The 26,265-nt window shown below is 68.4% G+C and carries 18 protein-coding genes and 1 tRNA gene; 7 read left to right on the top strand and 12 right to left on the bottom strand.

Annotated elements, in window-relative coordinates; genetic code table 11:
- Positions 1-58 precede the first annotated feature (58 nt).
- Entirely contained in the window at positions 59-1,486 is a 1,428-nt protein-coding gene (locus ACFVJ5_RS20560; protein ID WP_378634555.1) for a DUF3662 and FHA domain-containing protein, read from the bottom strand.
- Between the two features lie 219 nt (positions 1,487-1,705).
- Here ACFVJ5_RS20560 and ACFVJ5_RS20555 point away from each other — a divergent pair.
- Positions 1,706-1,788, top strand: a tRNA-Leu gene (locus tag ACFVJ5_RS20555).
- Between the two features lie 51 nt (positions 1,789-1,839).
- On the opposite strand, the gene ACFVJ5_RS20550 is transcribed toward ACFVJ5_RS20555, so the two are convergent.
- The 3 genes from ACFVJ5_RS20550 to ACFVJ5_RS20540 are packed head-to-tail and all read right to left on the bottom strand — an operon-like array spanning position 1,840 to position 3,894.
- Positions 1,840-2,376, bottom strand: a complete 537-nt coding sequence (locus ACFVJ5_RS20550; protein WP_379222212.1) for a TetR/AcrR family transcriptional regulator — start codon at positions 2,374-2,376, stop codon at positions 1,840-1,842.
- Positions 2,373-3,212, bottom strand: coding sequence for an alpha/beta fold hydrolase (locus tag ACFVJ5_RS20545; protein ID WP_379222210.1), 840 nt, complete (start codon positions 3,210-3,212; stop codon positions 2,373-2,375). The genes ACFVJ5_RS20550 and ACFVJ5_RS20545 overlap by 4 nt, the downstream gene beginning before the upstream one ends.
- A gap of 43 nt (positions 3,213-3,255) precedes the next feature.
- Positions 3,256-3,894 (bottom strand): class I SAM-dependent methyltransferase, encoded by a 639-nt coding sequence (locus ACFVJ5_RS20540; protein WP_379222208.1) that lies wholly within the window; start codon positions 3,892-3,894, stop codon positions 3,256-3,258.
- 92 nt (positions 3,895-3,986) lie between these two features.
- Here ACFVJ5_RS20540 and ACFVJ5_RS20535 point away from each other — a divergent pair, with 92 nt between their 5' ends.
- Positions 3,987-5,405, top strand: coding sequence for a hypothetical protein (locus ACFVJ5_RS20535; RefSeq protein ID WP_379222206.1), 1,419 nt, complete (start codon positions 3,987-3,989; stop codon positions 5,403-5,405).
- 811 nt (positions 5,406-6,216) lie between these two features.
- On the opposite strand, the gene ACFVJ5_RS20530 is transcribed toward ACFVJ5_RS20535, so the two are convergent.
- Positions 6,217-7,251 carry a stage II sporulation protein M gene (locus ACFVJ5_RS20530; protein WP_379222204.1) on the bottom strand — a complete coding sequence of 345 codons (1,035 nt, stop codon included), beginning with the start codon at positions 7,249-7,251 and terminating at the stop codon, positions 6,217-6,219.
- A gap of 18 nt (positions 7,252-7,269) precedes the next feature.
- On the opposite strand from ACFVJ5_RS20530, the gene ACFVJ5_RS20525 reads away from it, so the two are divergent.
- Positions 7,270-8,016 (top strand): RDD family protein, encoded by a 747-nt coding sequence (locus ACFVJ5_RS20525; protein ID WP_379222203.1) that lies wholly within the window; start codon positions 7,270-7,272, stop codon positions 8,014-8,016.
- 180 nt (positions 8,017-8,196) lie between these two features.
- Here ACFVJ5_RS20525 and ACFVJ5_RS20520 read toward each other — a convergent pair whose 3' ends face one another.
- From ACFVJ5_RS20520 to ACFVJ5_RS20495, 6 genes are all read right to left on the bottom strand, one after another.
- On the bottom strand, positions 8,197-9,483 hold the full coding sequence (locus tag ACFVJ5_RS20520; RefSeq protein WP_379222201.1) for a DUF58 domain-containing protein: 1,287 nt from the start codon (positions 9,481-9,483) through the stop codon (positions 8,197-8,199).
- A 4-nt stretch (positions 9,484-9,487) separates the two neighbouring features.
- The gene (locus ACFVJ5_RS20515; RefSeq protein WP_378634537.1) at positions 9,488-10,483 is read right to left on the bottom strand and encodes an AAA family ATPase; all 996 of its coding nucleotides are present in this window, start codon (positions 10,481-10,483) and stop codon (positions 9,488-9,490) included.
- Positions 10,480-11,505, bottom strand: a complete 1,026-nt coding sequence (locus ACFVJ5_RS20510) for a DUF4129 domain-containing protein (protein ID WP_379222199.1) — start codon at positions 11,503-11,505, stop codon at positions 10,480-10,482. Before ACFVJ5_RS20510 ends, ACFVJ5_RS20515 begins: the two co-directional genes overlap by 4 nt.
- Positions 11,502-12,386, bottom strand: coding sequence for a hypothetical protein (locus tag ACFVJ5_RS20505; RefSeq protein WP_379222197.1), 885 nt, complete (start codon positions 12,384-12,386; stop codon positions 11,502-11,504). Before ACFVJ5_RS20505 ends, ACFVJ5_RS20510 begins: the two co-directional genes overlap by 4 nt.
- Before the next feature lie 37 nt (positions 12,387-12,423).
- Entirely contained in the window at positions 12,424-14,022 is a 1,599-nt protein-coding gene (locus ACFVJ5_RS20500) for an adenylate/guanylate cyclase domain-containing protein (protein WP_379222195.1), read from the bottom strand.
- A 163-nt stretch (positions 14,023-14,185) separates the two neighbouring features.
- Positions 14,186-14,731, bottom strand: coding sequence for a TetR/AcrR family transcriptional regulator (locus tag ACFVJ5_RS20495; protein ID WP_379222193.1), 546 nt, complete (start codon positions 14,729-14,731; stop codon positions 14,186-14,188).
- An 81-nt stretch (positions 14,732-14,812) separates the two neighbouring features.
- Here ACFVJ5_RS20495 and ACFVJ5_RS20490 point away from each other — a divergent pair, with 81 nt between their 5' ends.
- Positions 14,813-16,324, top strand: a complete 1,512-nt coding sequence (locus tag ACFVJ5_RS20490) for an MFS transporter (protein WP_379222191.1) — start codon at positions 14,813-14,815, stop codon at positions 16,322-16,324.
- A gap of 44 nt (positions 16,325-16,368) precedes the next feature.
- Here ACFVJ5_RS20490 and ACFVJ5_RS20485 read toward each other — a convergent pair whose 3' ends face one another.
- Positions 16,369-18,192 carry a DUF4407 domain-containing protein gene (locus ACFVJ5_RS20485; protein ID WP_379222189.1) on the bottom strand — a complete coding sequence of 608 codons (1,824 nt, stop codon included), beginning with the start codon at positions 18,190-18,192 and terminating at the stop codon, positions 16,369-16,371.
- 930 nt (positions 18,193-19,122) lie between these two features.
- Between ACFVJ5_RS20485 and gltB the strand changes: the two genes are divergently transcribed.
- The 3 genes from gltB (at position 19,123) to ACFVJ5_RS20470 (ending at position 26,136) form a co-directional block, all read left to right on the top strand.
- Positions 19,123-23,790, top strand: a complete 4,668-nt coding sequence (gene gltB, locus ACFVJ5_RS20480; protein WP_379222187.1) for a glutamate synthase large subunit — start codon at positions 19,123-19,125, stop codon at positions 23,788-23,790.
- Positions 23,783-25,255, top strand: a complete 1,473-nt coding sequence (locus ACFVJ5_RS20475; RefSeq protein ID WP_379222185.1) for a glutamate synthase subunit beta — start codon at positions 23,783-23,785, stop codon at positions 25,253-25,255. The genes gltB and ACFVJ5_RS20475 overlap by 8 nt, the downstream gene beginning before the upstream one ends.
- 254 nt (positions 25,256-25,509) lie before the next feature.
- Positions 25,510-26,136 (top strand): tetratricopeptide repeat protein, encoded by a 627-nt coding sequence (locus tag ACFVJ5_RS20470; RefSeq protein WP_379222183.1) that lies wholly within the window; start codon positions 25,510-25,512, stop codon positions 26,134-26,136.
- The last annotated feature ends 129 nt before the right edge of the window (positions 26,137-26,265 follow it).

Below are 26,265 nucleotides of genomic sequence, written 5' to 3'. Positions count from 1 at the left end.
GGCAGCATCATAGAGCCGACCGCGTCGACTCGTGACGTGCACCGCGCAGCTTACGGGATCAGACGATCCGGATCAGGATCTCGGAATGTCCGGCCCGGATCACGTCGCCATCGGCGAGCTGCCAATCCTGCACGGGGGAACCGTTGACGAGGGTTCCGTTGGTGGAACCCAGGTCGGAGAGCATGGCCGTCTGGCCGTCCCAGCGCACCTCGATATGACGACGCGACACACCCGTGTCGGGTAGCCGGAAGTGGGCGTCCTGGCCGCGGCCGATGATGTTGGAACCCTCGCGCAGCGCGTAGGTGCGGCCGCTGCCGTCGTCGAGCTGGAGCGTGGCCGAGTAGCTCGACTGGGCGGCGCCGTAGCCCGCGCCCTGCGGCTGGCCGTAGCCCTGCTGGCCGTAACCGGCGGCGGGCTGGGCGTAGCCGCCCTGCTCCTCCTGGCCGTAGGCGGGCTCGGCGTAACCGGGCTGCGCACCGTATCCCTGCTGGCCGTAGCCCTGCTGCTGGGGTTCGGCGTAGCCCTGCTGGCCGTAGCCACCCTGCTGGTCGTAGCCCGGGTCGGCGTAGCCCTGCTGGCCGTACCCACCCTGCTGGCCGTAGCCCTGCTGCTGGGGTTCGGCGTAGCCCTGCTGGCCGTAGCCACCCTGCTGGTCGTAGCCGGGCTCGGCGTAACCGGCCTGGCCGCCCTGCGCGCCGTAGCCGCCCTGCTGGCTGTAGGCCTGCTGGCCGTACCCGCCCTGCTGGTCGTAACCGGGCTCGCCGTACGCGGGCGCGGCGCCGTAGCCACCCTGCTGGCCGTAGCCCTGCTGTGCGGGTGCGGCGGGGTCGTAGCCGTTCTGGTATTCGCCACCCTGCTGGCCGTACGCGTCGCCGTATCCGGGCTGCGCCTCGGGCGCGCCGTAGCCGCCACCGCGGCCGTAATCGTCAGCCGGGTAGGAAGCCCCTGGTGCGCCGGCGGGCGGCGGTGCGTACCCGCGGTTGCGTGGATCGGACTCCGCGGGCTCTCGGCTTGGCTCGTAGCCTGAGTTATGCGTCATGGGGCCAGCTCCTGGTTGCGGGTGTGCGGGTCGTTGTGGCGGTCCGGGGCGAGGTGGGGCCGTCCCACGACCGGCGTCGGGGTCGACGCGGCCGCTCGCTCTGAACATTCCGGTGTGCAGCGTAGGTGATGCCTCGAACGCCACGTGTACTTCGCCGTAGGTCTGCCAGCCCTGCTCGCGGATGTAATCCTGCAGATGTTTGGCGAACGCTTTGGTCGTCAGGTCGTGATCGGCGTCGAGCTTGCCGTGATCGGTTTCGTTGATCGTGATCACGTAACTGTTCGGCGCGAGTCGGTGCCCGCCCTCCAGATCCTGGATCTGATCTGCGGCTTCCTGCTGCAGCGCGGCCTCCACCTCCTGGGGAACCACGCTGCCGCCGAACACTCTCGCGAACACGTCACCGACAGCGCCCTGCAAGCGACGTTCGAATCTCGACACGATGCCCATCACAGCCCTCCCTTCGGTGCGCGTGTCCGCCCTCCTCGACACGCTGGTTACGGCGTGTCCGGACCCGACCACGTTCCTTGCATGATATCCACGATCCTCTACCTGGGTAACTCCCGGCGGCGCGACCCAGTTCCCCTGTCCTTTCAAGCGGCATCAGCGCAGGTCAGGGAATCGATTTTATTTTCGCCCGCGGGGCATGTTAGATTTTTCCAGTCGCTCGGGCGAGTGGCGGAATGGCAGACGCGCTGGCTTCAGGTGCCAGTGTCCGTAAGGACGTGGGGGTTCAAGTCCCCCTTCGCCCACAAGACTAAAGGCTCGATCCTTCTGGATCGGGCCTTCGGTCGTTTCCGGGGTCAGTGACGGGCGATGCGAAGCAGGGCCGCGCGCAGATCCGGCCGGGGCGACTGTGAGTCCAGCTCGAGCAGGGCGGTCTCGGCGATCGCGGCTACCAACAGGACCGCGACCGGCGCCGCGTCGGACCAGCCCATCGCCGTGAGGTTCGTGGCCAGCAGGCCGGCGGCGGCGGAATTGCGGGCGCTCACCTCGGTGGCCAGGCCCGCGTCGGTTCTGGCCTGTACCAAGAGGCCCTTCGTCGCGGAGGCGGCCAGACAACCGTCGAGGTAGGCGGCGATCCCGGCCGCGAGCCGTTCTTCACCGGGCGGAAGGTCGGCGGTCGCCGCGCTGACCTGATCGTCGAGATCGTCGTGGAAGGCACGGTGCAGGGCGAGTATGTAGGACTCTCGGCTCGGCCAGTGCTGGTAGAAGCTGCCCTTGGCCATCTTGGCCTCGGCCGCGATCGCGTTGACCGAGAGCTTGCTCAGATTCTCGGTGGCCAGTAGCTGCCTGCCCGCGTTCAGGAGGGCGCGGCGCCCGGGTTCGGCGGATCTCATTGCCGCATTCCAGCACGGGTGGCGAGGAACTCGCGCACGGCGTCGAGGAACAACCCGGGCGCCTGTGCGAACGGTTCGTGCCGGGTGGGCAGTACGACGACCCGCGCGTCGGGCAGGGCGCGGGTAATGCCGCGCCGGTTCACCAGCCAGGGATTGGTGGGGTCGTCGCGGCCCCAGACGACCTGGACGGGGAGGCCGGGCAGCAGGGGCGCCGCGGCGGGCAGGTCGACGCGCGGGTCGTCCAGGCTCCGCCAGAGACTGCGGTACACGGCGAGCCGGATCGGATCTCCGGATACCTCGCGGGCCCGCTCGAAGAGGGGGCGAACACCCTCGTTGCGCAGCGAGCCCAGATACAGCCGCGCGTGCGGGACGACGAACCACCGGGCGATCGAGGGGCGGGCGATCAGCTGGAACATGGCTCTGGTCAACCGATTCAGCGGTGCGAAGCCTGCCGACTGCACCAGGACCAGCCCGCGCACCAGGTCCGGTGCGCGCTCGGCCAGCCGCACCGCGGCGTAGCCGCCGACACTGTTGCCGATCACGGTGAGCGAACCGAAACCACGCTGCGCCAACGACTTCGACACCTGCACGGCGATGTCGCCGAGTGCGTCGACGGTGATGGTGTTCGGGTCGACGGCCGTGGACGCGCCGTAGCCCGGCCAGTCCACTGCCGCGACGGCCCATGTCTTGCCCAGCACGGGGACGATCTGATCGAAGTCGCGATGGTCACCCGGATTCGCGTGCAGCAGGAGCAGTCCCGGTGCGTCGTCGGGCGAGCATCCGCTCAGGTGGACCGCGATCGCGCCGTACCGCGTGGTGACGGTGATCGGTGTCATGGACTGACGGTAGCCATGACCGACCGGTCGGTCAAGGGCTGGGTCAGTCCTTGCGGGCGATCAGCAGGTGATGGGGGATCGGCGGATTCGGCACGGTGCGCTGCTCCACCGTCAGTCCCGCGGAGCTCAGCGCCGCCACCACATCGGCAACCGGACGCAAGGTGAATCCATAAGGAGTGAAGGGCATTTTCGCCATGGCTTCGGGATCGCCGATGCCGATCACCGCGGCGCCGCCGGGGCGAAGGACACGGGCGAGTTCGGTGCAGGCGGCCGGCAGGTCGGCGAGGAAGTAGATGGTGTTGACGGTGATCGCCGCGTGCAGGCTCGCGTCGGGCAGTGGGAGCGCGGTGAGAGTGCCGTCGGCGAGGACGAGGCGACCTTCCGCGACCTCCACCGCGAAACGGCCACGGGCGCGGGCGCGCATGTCGGGGGAGGGCTCGATGCCGTGCACCGCGCCCTCGGCGCCGACCCGGGCCAGCAGCAACTCCAGTCCCACCCCGCCACCGAAGCCGATATCGGCGACCGTCGCCCCGGTGGTCGGCGCCGCGGCATCGACCGCCGCCGCGATGGCACGCTTGTTTCCGCGATTGAGGACGAACGCCACACCCTTGCCGAGCACACCGTGCGGATTGCCGAGCTGCCCGGCGATTGTCGTGAGCAGGCGATCTTTGACCCCGGTCATTTCGCCATCGTAGGCGGCATTTTCTCGCCGCCGGTCCCGCAGGGTGATCCGAACACTTCTCCCCGGCCCGGAATTCGGGTTCGATACACATCGTGCCGTCTGTAACCCGCCGCCGCCTCGCCCGTGCCGCCGTCCTGACCCTCGTCTCGGCATGCGCCTGGTCGGGTCCGGCGTCGGCCGCGCCGCCGGTGACCGGACCGCTCGCGGCCAATCCCTTCCTGGGCCCCCTCGGGACGGCGACGATGCACGGGGACGCGGGCTCCTCGGATGTGACGCCGCTGGCCGGGCCCGCGCCCGGAGCCGGTGTCACGGTGTATCCGCTCGGAGCGGCGTGCCCGACGCTGCTCGAAGGCGCGGATGGCTTGGTGGTCGGCTTGTGCACCGCCATCGCGGGGCAGACGCCGACGGTGTTCCTGTTCGACTCGGCCGCGTCGGGGCCGGTCGGTGGTGCGCTGGCTTCGTTGCCGTTGACCAAGGGGAGCTTGCTCGGCGGCGTGTACGCCTATCTCGACAACGAGGATCGGCTGGTGGTCGTCGACGGTGGGCGACGGCTGTTGCGGGTCGCCCACGTTCGCGGTGACGACGGTGCGTGGCGGTTGACCGCCACGGTGCAGGCGGACCTGAGCGGCGCGATTCCGCAGGGCGACAATGTGACCGGACTGGTTCCCGATTGGTCGGGCAATGTCTGGTTCGCGACGGGACACGGGGTTGTCGGCCTCGTCGGACGCGATGGGCGAATCGGGACGGTGGCACTGCCGTCCGGGGAACTGGTGGCCAACAGCATCTCGTCCGCCCCCAATGGCGGTGTCGCCGTGGCGAGTACGCACGCGCTGTACGAGCTGCGCGCGAAAGCCGGTGAACCCGAGATTCTTTGGCGAGCCGCCTACGATCGTGGATCAGCGCGGAAGCCGGGTCAGCTCAGCTGGGGCACCGGCTCCACGCCGACGTACTTCGGGCCGGTGCGCGGCGACGAATATCTCGCCATCGTCGACAATGCCGACGACCTGGTGCGTCTCGTCGTGGTGCGTTCCGGTTCGGGTGAGCAGGTCTGCTCCCTCCCGGTGCCCGTCGGCGGCAGCGAGAATTCGCCGATCGGGGTCGGTGCGTCGATCTTTGTCGCGAGTACCTACGGCTACCCGTATCCCACCGTTCCCGAGGGCGCGGGCCCGGCCGTTCCGGCGAGTGCGCCGTTCGGCGGTGGTCTGAGCCGGGTCGACCTCACCGCCGAGGGCTGTGTCCCGGTGTGGGACAGCCGGGTACGCAGCGCGGCCGTTCCGCGGCTGTCGCTCGCCGACGGCGGCATCCACACCCTGCGGCGTGTCGGACCCGACGCGACAACCCCCCTCGACGGATTCGACTATGTCGTTCTCGACCCCTCGACCGGCGCCGTACGCACCTCGACTCCGCTGCCGGGCACGGTCGCCGAGGACCCGCTGCAGATGGCCGCGCTCATCACCCGGGGCGGCGCGCTCTGGCAGGGAACCGTCACCGGGGTCGTCCGAATCGGCTGAGCCCGTCTCGCGCGCTGAACCCGACCTCGCGCCTGTTTCGCGGCCCGATGACCACCGTGGCCTGCCGGTATAGCTGCTGCCCTGCCGAGGGGCGCAGCGGGCTCACATGCCCGCTCGCACCGCAGGCTACTCCCAATTCTCGCAGGTGAGGCGAAGGTCACACTGCCCGTGCAACCTTGTATTCCGGATGTTCTTCTGCCGATTTCTGTCCGTTCGGCGGACAGTTCGCAACCAGTCGTTCGTCCAGTTAGAGGCGATGAATTCGGTGTTTCACCGTGATTGCTGGGCGCGCATCTCGTTTGCAACGTAGTTAACAAACCTGAGGTTTCTTTTAACGTTTCAAGTAGGCGGCAACTGTAATTCCGTTGCCGAAACCCCAGGTGACAGCTATGCCAGGGCCCCGGTGTGATCCGAAGCAACCTTGCCCGACATTCGCGCGCGGGACCCCTCGGGGCTGCGTGATTCGTTATCGAAGGTTTGCTCGGGGTGAATTCTCGGTGCCGCCGACTGCGCGGTGAGGGTCACGCCAGAAGTTTGCTGAAGGTGTGAAAATCGCTGCGTCCACAGGGCATTACAGGTTCACAATTCCTACCTCGGACCTGCGCGTTGGGGGTTGCGTGGGCATAACGATTGTGTACAGTTGACGGTAACGCTGGCCGCAGTTCGAGCCCGACTCGCTGCGGCCAGCGGAACTCAAATGGGGGAGTTCGTCACCGTCTCTTAATCTTCCGTAGCTGCCGATTGTCCGGTGCTGTCCCGGCGCGGTGTGCTCGGAGTTGTCGGCCTCACAAATGCACGCACAGTTGCGAACTCACGCCCGGTCAAGGGCCTTCGCCGGCGCCATCAGCCACCGATCGGCCGGATCCGCCGACGTGACCGGCACCACCGCCGCGGCATCCTGTTCCTCGGCCACCCGCCTGCCGATCCCGAAGACGTAGTAGAGGAACAGCGCCTCGGCCGCGAACCCCAGCGCGATCCGTACCGGCGCGGGCAGCGGACTCGGCGTCACGAAACCCTCGAGCAGGCCACACACCAACAGCACGCACACCAGCCCGAGGGCCACGGTCGCGGTCGCACGCCCCTGCCTGGCCATCGCGGCCGCTCTGCTGCGCCGTCCCGGGTCGACCAGCGTCCACCCCAGCTTCAACCCCACCCCGCCCGCGACGAACAGCGCGGTGAGCTCCAGCGTGCCGTGCGGCAGGATGAAGCCGAAGAACGAATCCAGTCGCCCCGCCTCGGCCATCAATCCACCGGTTATCCCCAGATTCAGCGCATTCATGAACAGTGCGTACACAGCCGGGAGGATCAGGACACCGGTGAACAACGCGATCGCCGACACCAGCGAATTGTGTGTCCAAACCTTCGCGGCGAAGGCCTCGTTGGGGTGCGCGGAGTAGTACGACTCGAACGAACCCCCAGGTCCAGTGACATCCGACAGGTCGCCCTCCGGTATCCCCAGCGCATCGCGGGCCGCCGCCGAACGATCCACAAGCACGGCGATCACGCCCGCGACGGCGAGGAAGATCGCAGTTGTCCCCAACCACCACGGCCAGGCTCTGTACACAGCCGCGGGAAAGTGCCGGGTGAAGAACCGGCCGACTTCGCGCCACGGCTGCGACCGCGCCGCCAGCACCCGCCCGCGGGCCCGCGCCAGCAGCGCGCTCAGCCGGCCGACGAGCTCCGGGTCCGGATGATGGCCCTGCAATCTCGCCAGCTGCTGCGAGGTGGACCGGTACAACCGGACCAGCTCGTCGGCCTCCGCGCCGGACAGCTTGCGCTGGCGGACCAGCTGATCGAGCCGATACCACGACCGTTGACGTGCCCAGCTGTAGGCATCGGTGTCCATATCGGGAATGCTAGCCACATGGCTGAATTCACCACCGGCGAAGCGGTGGCGCTCGACCTCCCCATCGCGCGCATCCCCAGCCGTGCGGGCGCTTTTCTGCTCGACCTGATGCTCCAGATCGCCCTCGCCGCGACGCTGGAGTACGTCTTGATGCTCGTGCTGTTGGCCACCGATGCCGACTCGGCCTGGTTCTCGGTGACGGCGGTCATCACGCTGGTGGCCGTGCTGATCGCCTATCCGGTGGTCAGCGAAACCGTCTCGCGCGGCCGGTCGCTGGGCAAGCTGGCCTTCGGCTTGCGCGTCGTGCGCGCCGACGCCGGGCCGATCGACTTCCGGCACGCGCTCACCCGCGGCCTCGCGGGCGCGATTGTGGATTTCTGGATGCTCGGTGCGTTCGGCGCGGTCGCCGTTGTCACGTCGCTGTGTTCGCGCGAGGGCAGGCGGGTGGGTGACGTGCTCGCCGGGACGGTAGTTGTGCACACTCGCCAGACCATGCCGGTGCCGTCGCTGGCCGTCGCCCCGCCGTGGCTGACCGGCTGGTCGGCACAGCTGGATCCGAGCGGGATCTCCGACGAACTGGCCGCGGCGGCACGGCGGTATCTGACCAGGCTGCCCACGCTGACGCCGCCCACACAGCACTATTTGGGTACACAGCTCGTCGAGTCCATGTGCGCTGCGCTGCGCTGCCCGGTGCCCGTCGGCTACCCGCCCTATCACGTACTCGGCGCGATTCTCGCTCGGCGACAGCAGCTTTCACGGGTGTAGCTCAACAGCCTGTGGATGAATCAGCCTGTGCACGAATCAGGTTGTGCGGGAACCCACCTGTGCACAAACCCGCCTGTGGATGAATCTGTTGGTGAGTCGGTGGATGAACTGTGAGTACCGGTGGAAACTGCGGTTATCCACAACCACGTGCGGTTGTGCACAATTCGCGATGTCCTCCGATCACAGCGAGCCGGACTGCTTGAGCTCGAGGTATTCGTCGGCCAGCGCCTCGGGCAGTCGATCGGGGTCGGCGGCCACCACGGCCACACCGCGCCGCCGCAGCGATTCCTGCACGAGCGCGCGTTCGGCCAGCACAGTTTCGGCGGCGGCCGCCGTGTAGACCTGCGAACTGTCACCCGCCGCGGCGGCGATGTCGGGATCGATCACGGAGACGATCAGCACCCGGTGACGCCGCGTGAGCGTCGGCAGCGCGGGCAACAGGTGCTCGGTGACGGTCGGCCCGTCGAGACTGGTGAACCACACGATCAATGCCCGCCGGCGAACCCGCGAGATCACGGTGCGCACCAGCCCGTCGGTGTCGGTGTCCACCAGCTGTGGAGTAACACCGGCGAGGGTGTGCATAAGTTTCAAGGGCAGCTGATTGCCGCCCACGCCACTCACTTCCGCGCGGACTCGACGGTCGTAGGCCAGCAGGTCGACCGTGTCGCCCGCGGCGGCCGCCAGACCACCGAGCAGCAGCGCCGCTTCGATCGCACTGTCGAGCCGCGTTCCCTCACCGACCCGGCCCGCACTGGCCCGCCCGGTGTCCAGGACCATCAGCATGTGCCGGTTGCGTTCCGGCCGCCAGGTCCGCACCAGCACGTCATTGGCGCGCGCGGTGGCCCGCCAGTCGATGCTGCGCACATCATCGCCCGCCACGTACTCGCGGAACGAATCGAACTCGGTGCCCTGCCCGCGCGTATTGGCGACATTGCGCCCCTCGAGATGATGCAGCCGCTTCACCTTCGAACGCAGCAGTCGCTCACTGCGAAACGCGGGCAGCGCGCGCACCCTGGCAGGCACGTCGACCCGGCTCTGCCGTCCGGCCAGACCCAGCGGCCCGAGCAGTCGCACCGTCACCGGGCCCGCGACCCGATCACCGCGATAGGTGGGAGTCAGGCTGGTGCGCAAGCGGATTCGGGTGTGCGGGGCCAGATCCAGATGGTGTTCGCGGATGTCGGCACGCGCGCTGTCGGGCCAGGCGTCCCACAGCAGGCCGCGCACGGTGGCCGTGCCGGTATTGGTGACCGCCAGTTCCACCTCGGTGCCGCGACCGAGCCGCACCACCGTCAGCGGATCGCGGGTCAGCGACAGCGCGTCCGCCCGTGCGGTGAGCGCGATATCGGTCAGCAGCAGCGCCACCAGCACCGCGCAGGCGCCGAGCACGCCGACCCACGTCGGCACCACGAACATCACCACCGCCGCCGCCACCGTGGCGAGTAGCGCGAACCGGCCTGTGACCACCACGTCGCTAGACCGGAACCGGCACCGAGACCAGCAACGACGAGAGCACGCCCTCGGTGCTCACCCCGTCCAGCTCGGCCTCCGGCCGCAACTGCAGACGGTGCCGAAGTACCGCCATCGCCACGGTTTTCACGTCGTCGGGCGTCACGTACGCGCGGCCGTTGAGCCAGGCGAAGGCGCGGGCGGCGGCCAGCAGCGCGGTCGCGCCACGGGTGGACGCGCCGTGCGCGACGGCGGGGGAGGAGCGGGTGGCACGGCACAGATCGACGATGTAGGCCAGCACCTCCGGACTCACGGTCACCTGGCCCACCGCGGCGCGCGCGGCCGCGATGTGTTCGGGTCCGGCGACCGGGCGCAGTCCGGCGGCGCCGAGGTCGCGCGGATCGAAGCCGCTCGCGTGGCGTTGCAGGATGCGGAACTCGTCGTCGCGGTCGGGCAGCCGGATGTCGACCTTGAACAGGAACCGGTCGAGCTGTGCCTCTGGCAGCGGATAGGTGCCCTCCTGCTCGATCGGGTTCTGGGTGGCGACCACCACGAACGGATCGGGCAGCGGCCGCGGCTGACCGTCCACCGAAACCTGGCGCTCCTCCATCGATTCCAGCAGCGAGGACTGGGTTTTCGGTGGGGTGCGGTTGATCTCGTCGGCCAGCAGCAGGTTGGTGAAGACCGGACCCTTGCGGAAGGTGAACTCGGCCGAATGCGGGTCGTAGATCTGGGAACCGGTGACATCGCCCGGCATCAGGTCCGGGGTGAACTGCACGCGTGCGTGCTCGAGCGCCAGCGAGGTGGCCAGCGCGCGCACCAGCAGCGTCTTCGCCACGCCGGGAACACCTTCCAGCAGCACGTGGCCGCGGCACAGCAGGGCGAGCACGAGGTACAGCACGGCCTGGTCGTTGCCGACCACCGCCTTGCCGATCTCGGTGCGCAGCGCGGCCAGTGCCGCCGCGGCCTCCTGCGCGCTCGGCGTCTCGAGCAGCACAGCGTCCTTGGAAATATTTGTCATCCGAGCTCCGTCTCGATCCATTCGAGGTGTGCGGCAATGTAATGGAGGGTTGTCTCGTCCGGCACATCGCCGAACAGGACAGTGCCGATCTGCTGACCGGGTACGCCGAGACGGCTGGACACGGCTTCGACGAGTTGATCGTCGGTGAGTTCGCCGCCCAGCCGCGGCTTGATCCGGCGCAGCGTCGCCGCGCGCAGGACATGGGCCACATGGGCCACGTCGCCGGAGCGGCGATACAGGCCCGCCTGCCCCGCGAGCAGTTCGTTCGCGGGGACCTCGACCGGGCGCGGCTCGCCGACCAGCGCGCCACGCCTGCGCGCCCGCCACCAGATCAGCGCCGCGAAGGCGAGCAGGAACTGCAAGCCGCCGAACGCCAGCCAGCCGGGCAGGCGGGTGAAGATCGAGTCCTTGCCGCTGCCGAAATCGAGGTCGTTGTCATCGGGGGGCGGCTCGGGCGGGTCGGGTGGGTTGGGCAGATCGGGAGGGTGGGGCGCGTTGGGGGCGCCGCACGACTGCATGGTGGCGTAGACCAGCAGGGCGATGGCGAGTCCCGCCGCGAGCACCGCCCAGAAGCGGGGGCTGCGCAAGATCGGGGGCAGCGGCGGAAGCTTCCTGCGCTGCTTGGGTTCTCGCTCGACAACCTCGACCTCGAGCGGATCGAGGACGGGCGGTGGTGCGGACTGGGAGTACCGATCGGCGTATTCGAGGCGGCGGTACTCGTCCTCGGTCGCGCTGCGTCCGCCGTAGACGACCTCGTCGAAACTCCGCGCCGCCGGATGCAATTCGGTGGACTGCTCCAGCGGCAGTGCCGTGGTCGCGTCATCGGCGGTCTCCTGCGCGGTGCGCGAGCGGCGCACCGGCAGGCTGCCGTCCTGTTCGAGTCCGCGCAGGACGGCGCGGAAGCGTTCGCGCAGTGCTCGGTCGTAATCGCGGCGGCCCGCGGCGTTCTCGGCGGCGGCGCGGTGTTCGGCGGCGGCGCCGAGACGAGGCTTCGGTGGGACACCGTCAGGAAACTCGGTCACCGGCGATCACCGGGAATGCGAATGTCCATGCCTTCGCGCACACACCGCCGACTGATGTAGCAGAGCACGCGGCTGGTCGCCTCGACGATCTCGCTCACGGTCACCACCAGTACGAACCCGCCGACGAGCAGGGTGATGAAGGCCCAGCGATGAGTACCGGAGAAGTCGGAGAGGAAGAACGGAATACCGAACGCGGGCACCGCGAGGACCGCGAAGATGCACCGCTGGGTGAGCCACAGACCCGCGGTCGACCAGTCGGCACCGTGCACGAGCTCCTTCGAACGGGCAACGCCCCTGCTGAAACCCGCGTGTTCGGCCATGATCACCGGTTCGGTGACGAACCGTCGCGCCCGCACATGCGAGAGCCAGATCAGCGCGAGCGGATAGGTGATCACCAGAATGCTGCCGAGCAGCAGCACCCCGATTCCGGTGAGCGTGAACATGATCTGCGCGAGCACCAGCGGCGTCGCTCGCCTGGCCGCGGCCCGCAACCCGTCGAGCACGCCGTAGCGCACCCCGTGGAAATCGGCGAGCGCGATCGCGACGGTCGCGCCGCGCAGAACAAGGCGTACCAGCCACACACCTGCCGCGGTGGCCAGGATCGCGGCCCACGCGGTACCCGCGTCGGAACCGTCGGTGAGGTGGGAAACCAGCCCGGTGACCCCCAGCACGCCGAGCACCGCCAGCACCAGCGCACTGCCGCCGAGCACCGCGAAGGTCCGAAGATGGGCCTGGATCAGGGCGAACGGCTCATCGAGCAATTCGCGGAAACGCAGGGGGCGGATCGGCACCGTCGGCGGTGTTGGCGGCACCGGCGCGGGCGCCCGTGCCGGATCGACTCCCGCCCCGACGGCGCCAACCGTTTCGACGGCGGGACGCACAGGCCCGAGTGTAGTCAATCCCACCCGAACCGCCCGGTCATGCGTACTGCGCCGGGGCACCCTCGTCAGCCCGCTCGGACAGCCTCGGCAGCGCAACCTGCGTGGGCTTCAAACGCCCACGGAGCGTGACCGTCTCACCGAGAATCCACTGCGCGGATTCGGAGTCGGCGGCGGCGGCGAGCGTGGTCGCCGACGTGAGCAGACGTTCGTCGTGCTGCTTGGACAGCTCACACAGCCGAGCGGCCTCGTTGACCGCGTCGCCGATCACCGTGAATTCGTACCGGTTGTGCGTACCGACATTGCCCGCGACCACCCGTCCCGCCGCGACACCGATACCCGCGTCGAGATCGGAAGCATCACGCAATCGACGCTGGATCGCACGCCCGCACGACAGCGCCGCACCCGCCAGGTCGTCGAGCGGAGCCGGAGTGCCGAACACGGCCAGCGCCGCGTCGCCCTCGAACTTGTTGAGCAGCCCGCCGTGCCGTTCCACCTCGTCGACGACGATGTCGAAGAACCGGTTGAGAATGCCGACGATCTCGGGCGCGGGCAGCGTGGCCGCCATCGTGGTGGAGCCGATGATGTCGATGAACAGGGCCGCTGCCTCGGTTTCGGTGCCGCCGAGCACCGGCTGGGAGGCGATCGCCGCCATCGCGACATCGTGGCCGACGTGCTTGCCGAACAGGTCCTCGATCATCGCCCGCTCGCGCAGCCCGTGCACCATCGTGTTGAAGCCGCTCTGCAGTTCGCCCAGTTCGGTGCCGTCGTAGAGCGCGATCTCGGCGTCGAGGTCACCGTTCTCCACGCGGCGCAGCGCCTGCCGTACCCCCTTGATCGGGGCCACCGTCGCCGCGACGACCTGGGCCATCAGGATCAACCCGAACACCAGCGCCGAGCCGCCGAAGCTGAGCATGCAGACCGCGAGCCTGGCCTTGCTCACCGCGGGATCGGCCAGCGCCCACACCGCCACCGTCATCGTCAGCGCCACTGGCACCCCGACGCCGACGAACCACGACAGCATGGTCCGGCCGAACACGCCGATGCCGCGGCGGCGGTGCGGGTCGGCGGCCAGTACGCGCGCGGTCACCGGACGCAGCGCGAATTCGATGATCAGGTAACTGTTGGCGCACACGACGATCGCGGCGGCGCCGGTCGAGAGGATGACCTTGGGAATCAGCGCCGGCTCCAGCACCCCGTAGACGACGGTGAGCACGGTCAGGGTCAGCGTCCACAGGATGGCCTGCTGCAACACCATCCAGCGCGGCGCCGACACGGTGACCTGTTGCTCGGCCGGCGTCGGCACGTGTTCGGGATCGGTGGCCCAGCCCATCGAGCGCACCCCGGCCACGGTGCCCCACACGGCGCCGCCCACCAGCGCGAGCGCGGCGCACAGTGGCGTGAAAACGCTGTTGACCAGCAGGAGTTGCCGAGTGAACACGGTGGGACCTGGCAGGACGAAGCCCGCGAGCACCACCACCATGGCGATGCCGATCAGATTGGCGATGAGCAGCGGAACGGTGAGCAACAACTGCACCCGAACGCGACGGATCTTCGATGCCTCGTCGACCGGCCCGAGCAGCGGCGAGCCCCATGGCGCTGATCTTGCCGCGCCCGCTGGTCCATCGCGGTTGATCACTTCTGAACTGTAAACCGGTGAACCCGGTATCGGCCACAGAGTTGCGCAGGTCACTGCATCAGTCAGGTGGCTATACCAACTGGTCGCACCCAGTTTTGTGACCGTCCACCGGCCTGTCGACCGTGCTGTTGTCCACAGCGCCGGTCGGTGTACATATGTGCACTCAACTCTGGAGCAGGCTGTCGACGACGGCGCGGTAACGCGCGGGTTCGATCTGCGGCAGACCGAGCAGGGCGCGCAGGTAGACCCCGTCGCCCACCAGTCGGATGGTGTCGGCGCGGACGGGGTCGGCCACCTCGGTCTCGAGATTGTCCGACCAAGCCGCCATCACCGCGTCGAGCGCGCGCTGTACCTCGTCGGGTTCGCTGCCCGCCGACGCGTCGATCGTGCGCATGGTCGCCAGCAATGAGCGGTACAGGGCGAGTTCGACGGCGTCGTCCTGCGCGGTGGGATCGGGCGTCTGCAGGTACCACTCGGCGATCGAGCTCCCGCTCGCTCTGGCGGCGTCGAGTTGGGAGCGGGCCCGCTCACCGAGTCGCTGGACCAGGCCGACGAGCAGGGCGTCCTTGCTCTTGAAGTGGTACAGGAGCCCGCCCTTCGACACGCCCGCCGCGGCGGCGACGTTGTCGAGGGTCATCTGGGCCGCGCCGCGTTCGAGCAGCAGGGTCTCCAGGGCGTCGAGGATGCGATCACGGGTGTCAGAGCTCACGGCAATCACTGTACCGTCTGGACGGTTTTCTTGTTACTGTACCGTCTGGACGGTTTACCAACCCCGAAAGACGAGAGAGCGATGAACACCCCCACAGCACTCACCCCGCCGCGCGCCACCCCGCGTGAATGGGCGGGCCTCGGCGTACTCGCCCTCGCCCTGCTGCTGCTCGCCGTGGACGCGACCGTGCTGGATCTGGCCGTGCCCGCGATCAGCGCCGACCTGGCCCCGAGCACGCCACAGCTGCTCTGGATCATCGACGTGTACTCGTTCGTGCTCGCCGGTCTGCTGGTGGTGATGGGCAATCTCGGCGACCGGATCGGCAGGCGCAGGCTCCTGCTGATCGGTGCGGTCGGCTTCGGCATCGCCTCGGCGCTGGCGGCGTGGGCGGTGTCGCCGGAGATGCTGATCGCGGCGCGCGTCCTGCAGGGCGTCGCGGGCGCCACGCTGATGCCCGCCACGCTCGGCCTGATCCGATCGATGTTCCAGGACCCGCGTCAGCGCACCGTGGCGATCGGCGTGTGGAGCGCGATGGCCGGTGGCGGCGCCGCGGCCGGTCCGCTGGTCGGCGGCTGGCTGCTCGAGCACTTCTGGTGGGGCTCGGTGTTCCTGGTGAACCTGCCGGTGATGCTGGTGCTGCTGGCACTCGCCCCGCTGCTCATCCCCGAATCACGTGACCCGAACCCGGGCCGTTTCGACGCGCTGAGCGCGCTGCTGTCGATGCTGGCGCTGGTGCCGGTGGTCTACGCGGTGAAGGAAACCGCCGCGCACGGTCCGGCGGTGGGCGCGCTGCTGGTCGGCCTGGTCGGTGTGGTCTCGGCCGTGCTGTTCGTGCGCAGGCAGCGTCGTCTCACCGATCCGATGCTCGACCTGCGGCTGTTCGAACTGCCGAGGTTCCGGGTGGCGGTGTTCACCAACCTGCTCGCGGTGTTCGCGCTGGCAGGCGTGCTGTTCTTCGGCTCGCAGTACCTGCAGCTGGTGCTCGGCCGCACGCCCTTGGAGGCGGGTCTGCTGATGCTGCCGGGGCTCGCGGCGAGCGTGCTCGGTTCGCTGGCGGCGGCCTGGCTCGTGCGGCGCTGGCGCGCGGCGCTGGTGCTGGCCGGTGCGCTGGTCGTCACCGCGATCGGCGCGGCGGCTTTCCTCGCGGTCGACGCGGTGAGCGGCGCCGAGGCGTTCGTGCTCGGTTTCGTCGGCATCGGTCTCGGCGCCGGCGTGGCCATGACCGTGGCCGCCGACCTGGTCGTCGGATCGGCGCCGGAGGAACGTGCCGGTGCGGCCGCGGCGATCTCCGAGACCGCCTACGAGACGGGGCTCGCCCTGGGTGTCGCCCTGCTCGGCAGCACCGTGATGGCGATCTTCCGGCGTGGCCTCGACGTGTCCTTGCTGCCGGATGACGCGGTGGCGGCCGCGTCGGGTTCGCTCAGCGGCGCGGTCGAGGTGGCCGGTGAGCTACCCGCCGCGGTGGCGGAGGAGTTCCTGTCGTCGGCGAATCAGGCGTTCGTCAGCGGCATCCATCTGACGGTGCTCGGCATCGTCGCGGTGCTGTTGTTCGCGGCCTACAGCGCCGTGCGGACGAAGACCACGCGCGGCTGAGCCGAGGGGTGGCCGACAGCGGGCTGTCGGCCACCCTCGTGCGATCAGCGGGCCGGCGGCAGCTGACGCCGGTTGCCGGGGAGTTCGTTGGCGTTGCCGCCTGCGAGCTCGCCGTGGCCGTCCGCCTCGGGCAGGCCGTTGCCCTGACCGGCGGGCAGCGCGGTGTAGTTCGGCGCCGAGGGGTACTGACGCGGGTCCGGGTGGAAGCGGCTCGACGGTGCGTCGACCACGTTCGAGGCGATCTGCTGGGCGTAGGGCTGGTACGGCTGCTGGTACTGCTGCTGCGGGTACGCGCCGGGCGGCAGGAAACCCTGCGCGGGCTGACCCTGCAACTGATATCCGGCGGGGACCTGCTGCTGCTGCGCGGAATCCTGTGTGTCGACGGTGACCTTGCGCGTGCGGCGCAGCGTGAACGTCACCTCTTCGACCTCTTCGAACGCCTGTCGCGCGGTCCGCATCGGGTGGGTGGCCGAGTCGAAGGCATTGGCCACGAAGGCCGGTACCAGCGGACGGATCCAGCGGGCGGCGGTGTCGGTGAACGGCACCGTCCCGATGATCGGCAACTCCAATCCGCCACCGCTGGTCGGCGCCTGCGCGGGCGGCTGCTGCGTGGGCGCCTGGTGGGCGGGGACGAGAGTCCCGGCGGTGCCGGCAGGCAGCGCGTGCTGGATGTACCCCGCGGGCAGCTGCGATGTCACGTTCGGCTCCAGAGACACGGAGTCGTCCTTTCGATGCGGCTCGGTGAACCCGAGCTCGAAACCGCCGATCGCGGCGATGATCCTGGTGCGCTGACGTTCTCGATCGATCACGGTATCGGCTTCGATGGCCAGTTGCGCGGCGGTGAGCTCGTGTTCGGCGCGCAAGGCGGCCGTCTCGGTGCGTACCTCGGCGCGTTTCACCGCGATGGCGGCGTCGGCCTCGCGCTGGGCCCGATCGGCCACCTCCGCGGCGTCGACCCGGCGATCGAGCGAGGTTTCCCCGCGCCACCAGCGCAGCAGCAGCGGCAGCAGGGCCACGACGATGCCCGCGAGCAGGATCAGCAGGCGCAGCGACGCGGCGCCGGCGTGTGACGCGGTGTAGCTGTTCATGGCCAGCCAGCGGGCGCCCAAACCACGGTCCCCGTCGGCGAACGCGCTGTTCCGTGCGGTGGCGAGCGCGGCGGATTCGGTGCGGACCCGCTGGTCGAGGCCCTCGATGCGGCCCTGCGCCGCGGCGAGCTGTTTGCGGGCGTCGTCGAGCATGTCGTTGGCGGTCTGGGTTTCCGGACCGCGACCCGGTACCCCGGTGATCCTGGTCTGCGGGCATTCCGCGGTGGGGTTGTACTCGCAGCGGGCGATCACCAGCGCGCGGTCGATGTCGGCCTGCGATTTGGCGATGCTCAGATCGAGCGCGGCACGGTCGGCGGTGGACAGGTCGAACGAGGTGCGGGCGGCGACCACGGCGGGCGCGTTCTCGGCACTCGCCTGGGCGCGCACATCCAGTTCCCGGTCGACGGTCCCGCCGAGCAGCACGGTGGCGGCGAGTTCGGCGACGAAGACCCCGGCCAGCACCCCGACCCCGATCCGGGCCGCGATACCGAACCGATCGTCGTCGGCACCCGGCCGCGTGGTTGCCAGCGCCCGGCCGAGCGCACCCGCGGCGACCGCGATGACCAGCGCGAACAGCACCGCGACGAGCACGCCCGCGTCGGCGGCGAGCAGTGCGGACACCGCGACGAGACCGGCGATCACCGCGAACAACGTCACGGCGGCGCCGGTGACGAGATAGCGGCCCTGTTCATGGCTGAAAGCGAGGTCGGCGCCCGATTCGTGGTCCCGGCGCCGTGGCGAGGCGAGGCCTCCGCCGAGCCAGGTGAGTAAGCCGGTCATGAGTTCTCCCCGGGTCGTGCGCTCCACTGGGCATGGCGAAACTGGTAGGTAAGGCGAAACTGGCATGGATTCGTTGTGTCAGCGTGACAGGCCGGAGACCGACACACCGAGTGCCGAGGTACTGCTTGTGGTCAGCCTCACAGTCGAATGGGTCCACTCATCGCGCTGACCGAAATATTTCTGTGCCGACCTCGGCGTGTCGTGCGCGGCGAGCCGGGCCGCACCGCCGTCCGCGCCCGATTTGTGTCGAACGACACTGCCAGAAGTTTGCCAGCGGTGTGCTGTGGCGCACATTTCGCAATACAGACCGTACGGTCGGCTGACTGGAGCGCTTGTGGGGGCCCGTGTCGGGAATATCTCACAGTCGCCACCCCCGGTTAGCGGAGGTGGGAGGTTTGACCAGGGCATCTGCAGGGAAATCTGCTGCGGTGCAGGTGAGTTCAGCTTTCGGCCCCCGGCCGACGGTGGAACCGAGTCTGCTCGTCGACAGTGTTCACGCAGGTAGGCGGGGGTTGTCCGGGATCGATCCGGTCCCCGGTCTGCTTTACACTGGACGACGCGCGCGACGATGCAAGCAGCCGTTACAAACCCCAGCTAGACGGGTTACTTAGCACAACCTTAGTTGGTTGGGTCTGCGGTCTGACTTATCGTTTGCTCTTACGCCGAACGCACCCATGTTCGGCACAACCACCTGTTCGAGGTCCGGTGAAACCGGGCCAAGAGTAGCGGGTGAAACCCCGCGCAGAGGTAAGGGAGAAGTAAGCATCCCGTTACCTCTGAGCACCCCAACTACGTCAACGCCGCAAACCACCACCGTCGCTGGTTTCGGATCGTACGGACGCAGTCTTGACGGAGGCGAAACGACGAAGGGCCCACGCTCAGCTTGCTGGGTGGCCGACATCGACAGCCGACTTTCTTGAAGGCAGAGGCATGACGCAACTTCCTGGCCACAGGTCACCCGGAGTCACCGGGCTCTACGATCCGGCATTCGAACACGACGCCTGCGGCGTCGCGTTCGTCGCCGACATGCATGGACGACGCAGTCGAGACATCGTCGACAAGGCCATCACGGCCCTCCTGAACCTGGAGCACCGCGGTGCTGCGGGTGCCGAGCCGAACTCCGGCGACGGCGCGGGCGTCCTGATCCAGCTCCCGGACAAGTTCTTCCGCGCGATCATCGCCGAAAGTGCAGCCCCCTTCGAGTTGCCGCCGGAAGGCTCCTACGCCTCCGGTATCGCCTTCCTGCCGCAGGCCCGTCGCGAAGCCGCGCGTGCCGCCTACGGCGTCGAGAAGATCGTCACCGAAGAGGGCCTGGCCGTGCTCGGCTGGCGCGAGGTGCCGATCGACGAGACCTCGCTCGGCGCGCTGGCTCGCGACGCCATGCCTACCTTCCGGCAGATCTTCATCGGTTCGCCGAAGAACTCGGCCGAGCAGCTGTCGGGCATGGACCTCGAGCGTCGCGCCTACGTGATCCGCAAGCGGATCGAGCACGAGCTCGGCAAGGCAGGCCCCGGCGAGGGCACCGTCGGCAAGGAATCGGTGTACTTCCCGAGCCTGTCCGGCCAGACCTTCATCTACAAGGGCATGTTCACCACGCCCCAGCTGCGTGCGTTCTACCTGGACCTGCAGGACGAGCGCGTCGAGTCGGCCATCGGCATCGTGCACTCGCGCTTCTCCACCAACACTTTCCCCTCGTGGCCGCTGGCGCACCCGTTCCGCCGGGTCGCCCACAACGGTGAGATCAACACCGTCACCGGTAACGAGAACTGGATGCGCGCCCGTGAGGCGCTGCTGCGCAGCGACGTGTTCGGCAAGGACGAAGCGGGCAAGGACCGTCTGCAGAAGATCTTCCCCGTCTGTACCCCCGGCGCTTCCGACACCGCGCGTTTCGACGAGGTGCTCGAACTGCTGCACCTGGGCGGTCGCGAACTGCACCACGCCATCATGATGATGATTCCCGAGGCGTGGGAGCGCAACGAGAACCTCGACCCCGAGCGGCGCGCGTTCTACGAGTACCACTCGATGCTGATGGAGCCGTGGGACGGCCCGGCAGCGGTGTGCTTCTCCGACGGCACCAAGATCGGCGCCGTGCTCGACCGCAACGGTCTGCGCCCCGGTCGTATCTGGGTCACCGAAGACGGTCTCGTCGTGCTGGCCTCCGAGGTCGGCGTGCTCGACATCGACCCCGCCACCGTGGTCCAGAAGATCCGCCTGCAGCCGGGCAAGATGTTCCTGGTCGACACCGAGAAGGGCCGCATCGTCACCGACGAAGAGGTCAAGTCGGAACTGGCCGCGGCGCAGCCGTACCAGCAGTGGCTCGACGAGGGCGTCAGCCGCCTGGCCGACCTGCCCGACCGCCCGCACGTGCACATGTCGCACGACCGCGTGCTGATCCGTCAGCAGATCTTCGGCTACACCACCGAGGACCTGAACCTGCTGATCACGCCGATGGCCAAGACCGGCGGCGAGGCACTCGGCTCGATGGGTACCGACACCCCGATCGCGGTGCTGTCGAACCGGTCGCGTCTGCTGTTCGACTACTTCTCGCAGCTGTTCGCGCAGGTCACCAACCCGCCGCTCGACGCCATCCGCGAGAAGGTCGTCACCAGCCTCAAGCGCAACCTCGGCCCCGAGGCCGATCTGCTGCACCCGGGCCCCGACTCCTGTCGCATGATCGCGCTCGAACAGCCCATTCTGGACAACGACGAGCTGGCCAAGCTCGTCCACATCAACGACGACGGCAGCCAGCCGGGCCTGCGCTCGGTGGTCGTGCGCGGTCTGTACCCGGTCGCCGAGGGCGGCGAGGGTCTGCGCAGGGCACTGGCGGCCATCAACACCCAGGTCTCGGCCGCCATCGACGGCGGCGCGCGCATCATCGTGCTGTCCGACCGTGAGTCCAACGAGAAGCTGGCGCCGATCCCGTCGCTGCTGCTCACCTCGTCGGTGCACCACCACCTGGTGCGCGAGCGGACTCGCACCATGGTCGGCCTGGTCGTGGAGGCCGGTGACGCCCGCGAGGTGCACCACATGGCCCTGCTGATCGGTTTCGGCGCCGCCGCGATCAACCCGTACATGGCCTTCGAGACCATCGAGGACATGCTCGAGCGCAGCTCGCTGCAGATTCCGGGCAGCACCGGCGATCTGGCCGCCGACTTCCGCAAGGCCGTCGCGAACTACTGCACCGCGGCCAGCAACGGCGTGCTCAAGGTGATGTCGAAGATGGGCATCTCCACCCTCGCCTCCTACAACGGCGCCCAGCTGTACCAGGTCATCGGCCTGGCCCAGGACCTGGTCGACGAGTACTTCACCGGCCTGCGCTCCCCGCTGGGCGGCATCGGTCTCGACGAGATCGCCGAAGAGGTGGCCATCCGCCACCGCGTCGCGTTCCTGGAGAACCGCAACGAGCGCGCGCACCGCGAGCTCGAGGTCGGCGGCGAGTACCAGTGGCGTCGTGAGGGCGAGTACCACCTGTTCAACCCGGACACGGTGTTCAAGCTCCAGCACGCGACCCGCACCGGTCAGTACTCGATCTTCAAGGAGTACACCAAGCTGGTCGACGATCAGTCCGAGCGCCTGGCGGCGTTGCGTGGCCTGTTCAAGTTCAAGTCGAACCAGCGCGCGTCGATCTCCATCGACGAGGTCGAGCCCGCGAGCGAGATCGTGAAGCGTTTCTCGACCGGTGCGATGAGCTACGGCTCCATCTCCGCCGAGGCGCACGAGACCCTCGCCATCGCGATGAACCGCATCGGCGCCCGCTCGAACTCCGGTGAGGGCGGCGAGAGCCCCGCTCGCTTCGAGGTCGAGGAGAACGGCGACTGGCGTCGTTCGGCGATCAAGCAGGTCGCGTCCGGTCGCTTCGGCGTCACCGCGCACTACCTGACCAACGCCACCGACATCCAGATCAAGATGGCCCAGGGCGCCAAGCCGGGCGAGGGCGGCCAGCTGCCCGCGCACAAGGTGTACCCGTGGGTCGCCGAGGTGCGTCACTCCACGCCGGGCGTCGGCCTGATCTCGCCGCCGCCGCACCACGACATCTACTCGATCGAGGATCTGGCGCAGCTGATCCACGACCTGAAGAACGCGAACCCGCAGGCTCGGATTCACGTGAAACTTGTCGCGGAGCCGGGCGTCGGCACCGTCGCCACCGGTGTGTCCAAGGCACACGCCGACGTCGTGCTCATCTCGGGCCACGACGGCGGCACCGGCGCTTCGCCGCTGACCTCGCTCAAGCACGCGGGTGGACCCTGGGAGCTCGGCCTGGCCGAGACCCAGCAGACCCTGCTGCTCAACGGCCTGCGTGACCGCATCGTCGTTCAGGTGGACGGTCAGATGAAGACCGGCCGCGACGTGATGATCGCCGCGCTGCTCGGCGCCGAGGAGTTCGGTTTCGCGACCGCGCCCCTGGTGGTCTCGGGTTGCGTCATGATGCGCGTGTGTCACCTCGACACCTGTCCGGTCGGCATCGCCACCCAGAACCCGGTGCTGCGCGAGCGCTTCACCGGCAAGCCGGAATTCGTCGAGAACTTCATGATGTTCATCGCCGAGGAGGTGCGTGAGCTGCTCGCCGAGCTGGGCTTCCGCACTCTCGACGAGGCCGTCGGCCGGGTCGACCTGCTCGACACCGCCAAGGCCAAGCAGCACTACAAGGCCGCCAAGCTGGACCTGTCGCCGATTCTGGACATGCCGGAGACGGCGTTCATGAACCAGAACACCCGGTGCACCGGAACCCAGGACCACGGTCTGGACAAGGCGCTGGACAACGAGCTGATCGCGCAGAGCGCCCCCGCGCTCGAGCGTGGCCAGGCGGTCAAGATCGAAACCAAGATCACCAACGTGAACCGCACGGTCGGCACCATGCTCGGCCACGAGGTGACCAAGCTCTACGGTGGCGCGGGCCTGCCCGACGACACCATCGACATCACCTTCACCGGTTCGGCGGGCAACAGCTTCGGCGCGTTCGTCCCGGCCGGCATCACGCTGCGGGTCTTCGGTGACGCCAACGACTACGTCGGCAAGGGTCTGTCGGGTGGCCGCATCGTGGTCCGCCCGTCGGCTTCCGCACCGGAAGCCTTCGTCGCCGAGGACAACATCATCGCGGGCAACGTGATCATGTTCGGCGCCACCAGCGGTCGCATCCTGATCAACGGTGTCGCGGGCGAGCGCTTCGGCGTGCGTAACTCCGGCGCCACCGCGGTCGTCGAGGGTGTGGGCGACCACGCGCTCGAGTACATGACCGGTGGCCGTGTGGTCATCCTCGGTGACACCGGCCGCAACCTCGGCGCCGGTATGTCCGGCGGCGTGGCCTACATCTACGACCCCGAGGGCAAGCTGCCCGGCCGGGTCAACCCGGATCAGGTCGACGCGATCGAGCAGCTCGCCGGTGACGACTTCACCTGGCTGCGCGACATCATCGCGACCCACCGTGACGAAACGGGATCGGCTGTGGCCGAACGCATCCTGAGCGACTGGTCCCAGCAGGTGAACCACTTCGTGAAGGTCATGCCCCGCGAATACAAGAAGGTTCTACTCGCCATTTCCGAAGCCGAGAAGGCAGGCAAGGACGTGGATACCGCGATCATGGAGGCGGCTCGTGGCTGACCCACAGGGATTTTTGAAGCACACCTCGAGGGAAACCCCGGCCCGTCGCCCGGTCGAGCTGCGTCTGCTCGACTGGAAAGAGGTCTACGAGGAGAAGAAGTTCTCCCAGGACACCTTGAAGAACCAGGCCAGCCGCTGCATGGATTGCGGAATTCCCTTCTGCCACCAGGGCTGTCCGCTCGGGAACCTGATTCCCGAATGGAACGACCTGGTCTACAAGGGTGCGTGGCGCGAAGGCATCGACCGCCTGCACGCCACCAACAACTTCCCGGAGTTCACCGGCCGCCTGTGCCCGGCTCCGTGTGAGGCGTCCTGCGTGCTCGGCATCAACCAGGAGCCGGTCACGATCAAGCAGGTCGAGGTCGAGCTCATCGAGAACGCCTTCGACGAGGGCTGGGTCACCCCGGTGTACCCGACCCGCCTCACCGGCAAGAAGATCGCCGTCGTCGGCTCCGGCCCGGCCGGTCTGGCCGCCGCCCAGCAGCTCACTCGCGCCGGTCACACCGTGACCGTGTTCGAGCGTGACGACCGCATCGGCGGCCTGATGCGCTACGGCATCCCGGAATTCAAGATGGAGAAGTCGGTCATCGACCGTCGTCTGGCCCAGATGGAAGCCGAAGGCACCATCTTCAAGGCGGGCGTCAACGTGGGTGTCGACATCACCGCCGAGCAGCTGCGTGAGCGTTTCGACGCGATCGTGCTGGCCGGTGGCGCCACCATCGCCCGCGACCTGCCGATCCCGGGCCGCGAGCTCGACGGCATCCACCAGGCGATGGAATTCCTGCCGCTGTCCAACCGGGTGCAGCTCGGTGACGACATCGCCGACGCGGACGGCCTGCCGCCGATCCACGCCAAGGGCAAGAAGGTCATCATCATCGGCGGTGGCGACACCGGCGCCGACTGCCTGGGCACCTCGCACCGTCACGGCGCCGAGTCGGTGCACCAGTTCGAGATCATGCCGCGTCCCCCCGAGGAGCGCGCGGGCTCGACCCCGTGGCCGACCTACCCCCTCATGTACCGGGTCGCCTCGGCACACGAAGAGGGCGGCGAGCGTCTGTTCTCGGTGAACACCGAGCGTTTCGTCGGCAAGGACGGCAAGGTCACCGGCCTCGACGCGCACGAGGTCAAGATGGTCAACGGCCGTTTCGAAAAGGTCGAGGGCACCGACTTCACCCTCGAAGCCGACCTGGTCCTGCTGGCCATGGGCTTCGTCGGACCCCAGAAGCCGGGCCTGCTCACCGATCTCGGCGTCGGCTACGACGGTCGCGGCAACGTCCAGCGCGACAAGAGCTGGGCCACCAACATCCCCGGCGTCTTCGTGGCCGGTGACATGGGCCGTGGCCAGTCGCTCATCGTCTGGGCCATCGCCGAGGGCCGCGCCGCCGCGTCGGCCGTCGACAAGTTCCTCGAGGGCGAGACCGCGCTGCCCGCGCCGATCCCCCCGACGGCTGTCGCCCAGCGCTAGCCGCTGAACCAACTAGGCGCCCGCAGGCTTCCGAGCCCGCGGGCGCTTTTTTTGTCATTCCCCCCACACGAGGCATGTGTCGCTGCGAATCCGGATGCGTTGCCGGATACCTGCGGGTTTGCGGGGAATGTGCGTAGGGAGTGAACGGGGAAGGGGTGCAAGGGGTTCGGTAGGCGGCCAAACGACGTGGCTGATCTTCCCTGCAGCACATAGACTTTCCGTGTCGAGGTGTACGGGAGATCCGAGGGGGAGCTGTGCCGTTGCCGCCGGAAGCGTTGGCGAACCTTCGCCGCGCCGCAGAGCGTGGTGACGGTACCGCCATGCACAATCTCGCCCACTTCTACCATGACCACAGCGATTTCGAAGCCGCCGAGTACTGGTTCCGGCGCGCCGCTGCCGCGGGGCACACGCGTTCGATGAACAACCTCGCCGTGCTGCTCGACCAGTTCGGTGAACTCGACGAGGCCGAATCCTGGTACCGCCGTGCGGCTGCCGCGGGTAATGCCAACGCCATGTTCAATCTGGCCACCATGCTCTACCAGTGCGGTGACCGCCGTGATGCCGAAACCTGGTACCACCACGCCGCGATGGCGGGCCATGTCGACGCCATGTACAACCTCGCCCGCCTCTTCGAGGATCAGGACCGCCTCGACGACGCCGAAGCCTGGTTCGGCGAGGCCGCCGACCACGGCGACATCGATGCTGTGAACAACCTCGGCATCCTGCTGCGCCACCGCGGCGCCACCACCGAGGCCCGTCGTTGCTTCCGTCGCGCGGCCGATCTCGGCCACCCCCGAGCCATGGCCAACCTCGCCGCCCTGCTGGAATCCCAAGGCGCCCACCGCGAAGCGGAGACCTGGTACCGCCGCGCCGCCGGCTGATCGCACACTTCGAGCACATCGGTGGGGGACCGGTGTGCGGGGAGATCGGCGAGGTCTGCGAAGACACAATTTTCGATGTTTACGCGATGATCGCTGGCGAGTGGAATAGGCGAGTGATCACCGGTTATA

Origin of the sequence: Nocardia sp. NPDC127606 (assembly GCF_042671725.1) — a bacterium.
Classification (GTDB): domain Bacteria; phylum Actinomycetota; class Actinomycetes; order Mycobacteriales; family Mycobacteriaceae; genus Nocardia.
The sequence above is the reverse complement of the archived record's forward strand: the minus strand, read 5'-3'. Positions and strand labels throughout refer to the sequence as shown.

Excerpts from the sequence above, each read along its gene's own strand:
- ACFVJ5_RS20530 (WP_379222204.1), bottom strand. The coding sequence starts at position 7,251 with ATGGACACCGATGCCTACAGCTGGGCACGTCAACGGTCGTGGTATCGG.
- ACFVJ5_RS20560 (WP_378634555.1), bottom strand. The coding sequence starts at position 1,486 with ATGGGCATCGTGTCGAGATTCGAACGTCGCTTGCAGGGCGCTGTCGGT.
- ACFVJ5_RS20550 (WP_379222212.1), bottom strand. The coding sequence starts at position 2,376 with ATGAGATCCGCCGAACCCGGGCGCCGCGCCCTCCTGAACGCGGGCAGG.
- ACFVJ5_RS20525 (WP_379222203.1), top strand. The coding sequence starts at position 7,270 with ATGGCTGAATTCACCACCGGCGAAGCGGTGGCGCTCGACCTCCCCATC.
- ACFVJ5_RS20490 (WP_379222191.1), top strand. The coding sequence starts at position 14,813 with ATGAACACCCCCACAGCACTCACCCCGCCGCGCGCCACCCCGCGTGAA.
- ACFVJ5_RS20540 (WP_379222208.1), bottom strand. The coding sequence starts at position 3,894 with ATGACCGGGGTCAAAGATCGCCTGCTCACGACAATCGCCGGGCAGCTC.
- ACFVJ5_RS20545 (WP_379222210.1), bottom strand. The coding sequence starts at position 3,212 with ATGACACCGATCACCGTCACCACGCGGTACGGCGCGATCGCGGTCCAC.
- ACFVJ5_RS20515 (WP_378634537.1), bottom strand. The coding sequence starts at position 10,483 with ATGACAAATATTTCCAAGGACGCTGTGCTGCTCGAGACGCCGAGCGCG.
- gltB (WP_379222187.1), top strand. The coding sequence starts at position 19,123 with ATGACGCAACTTCCTGGCCACAGGTCACCCGGAGTCACCGGGCTCTAC.
- ACFVJ5_RS20485 (WP_379222189.1), bottom strand. The coding sequence starts at position 18,192 with ATGACCGGCTTACTCACCTGGCTCGGCGGAGGCCTCGCCTCGCCACGG.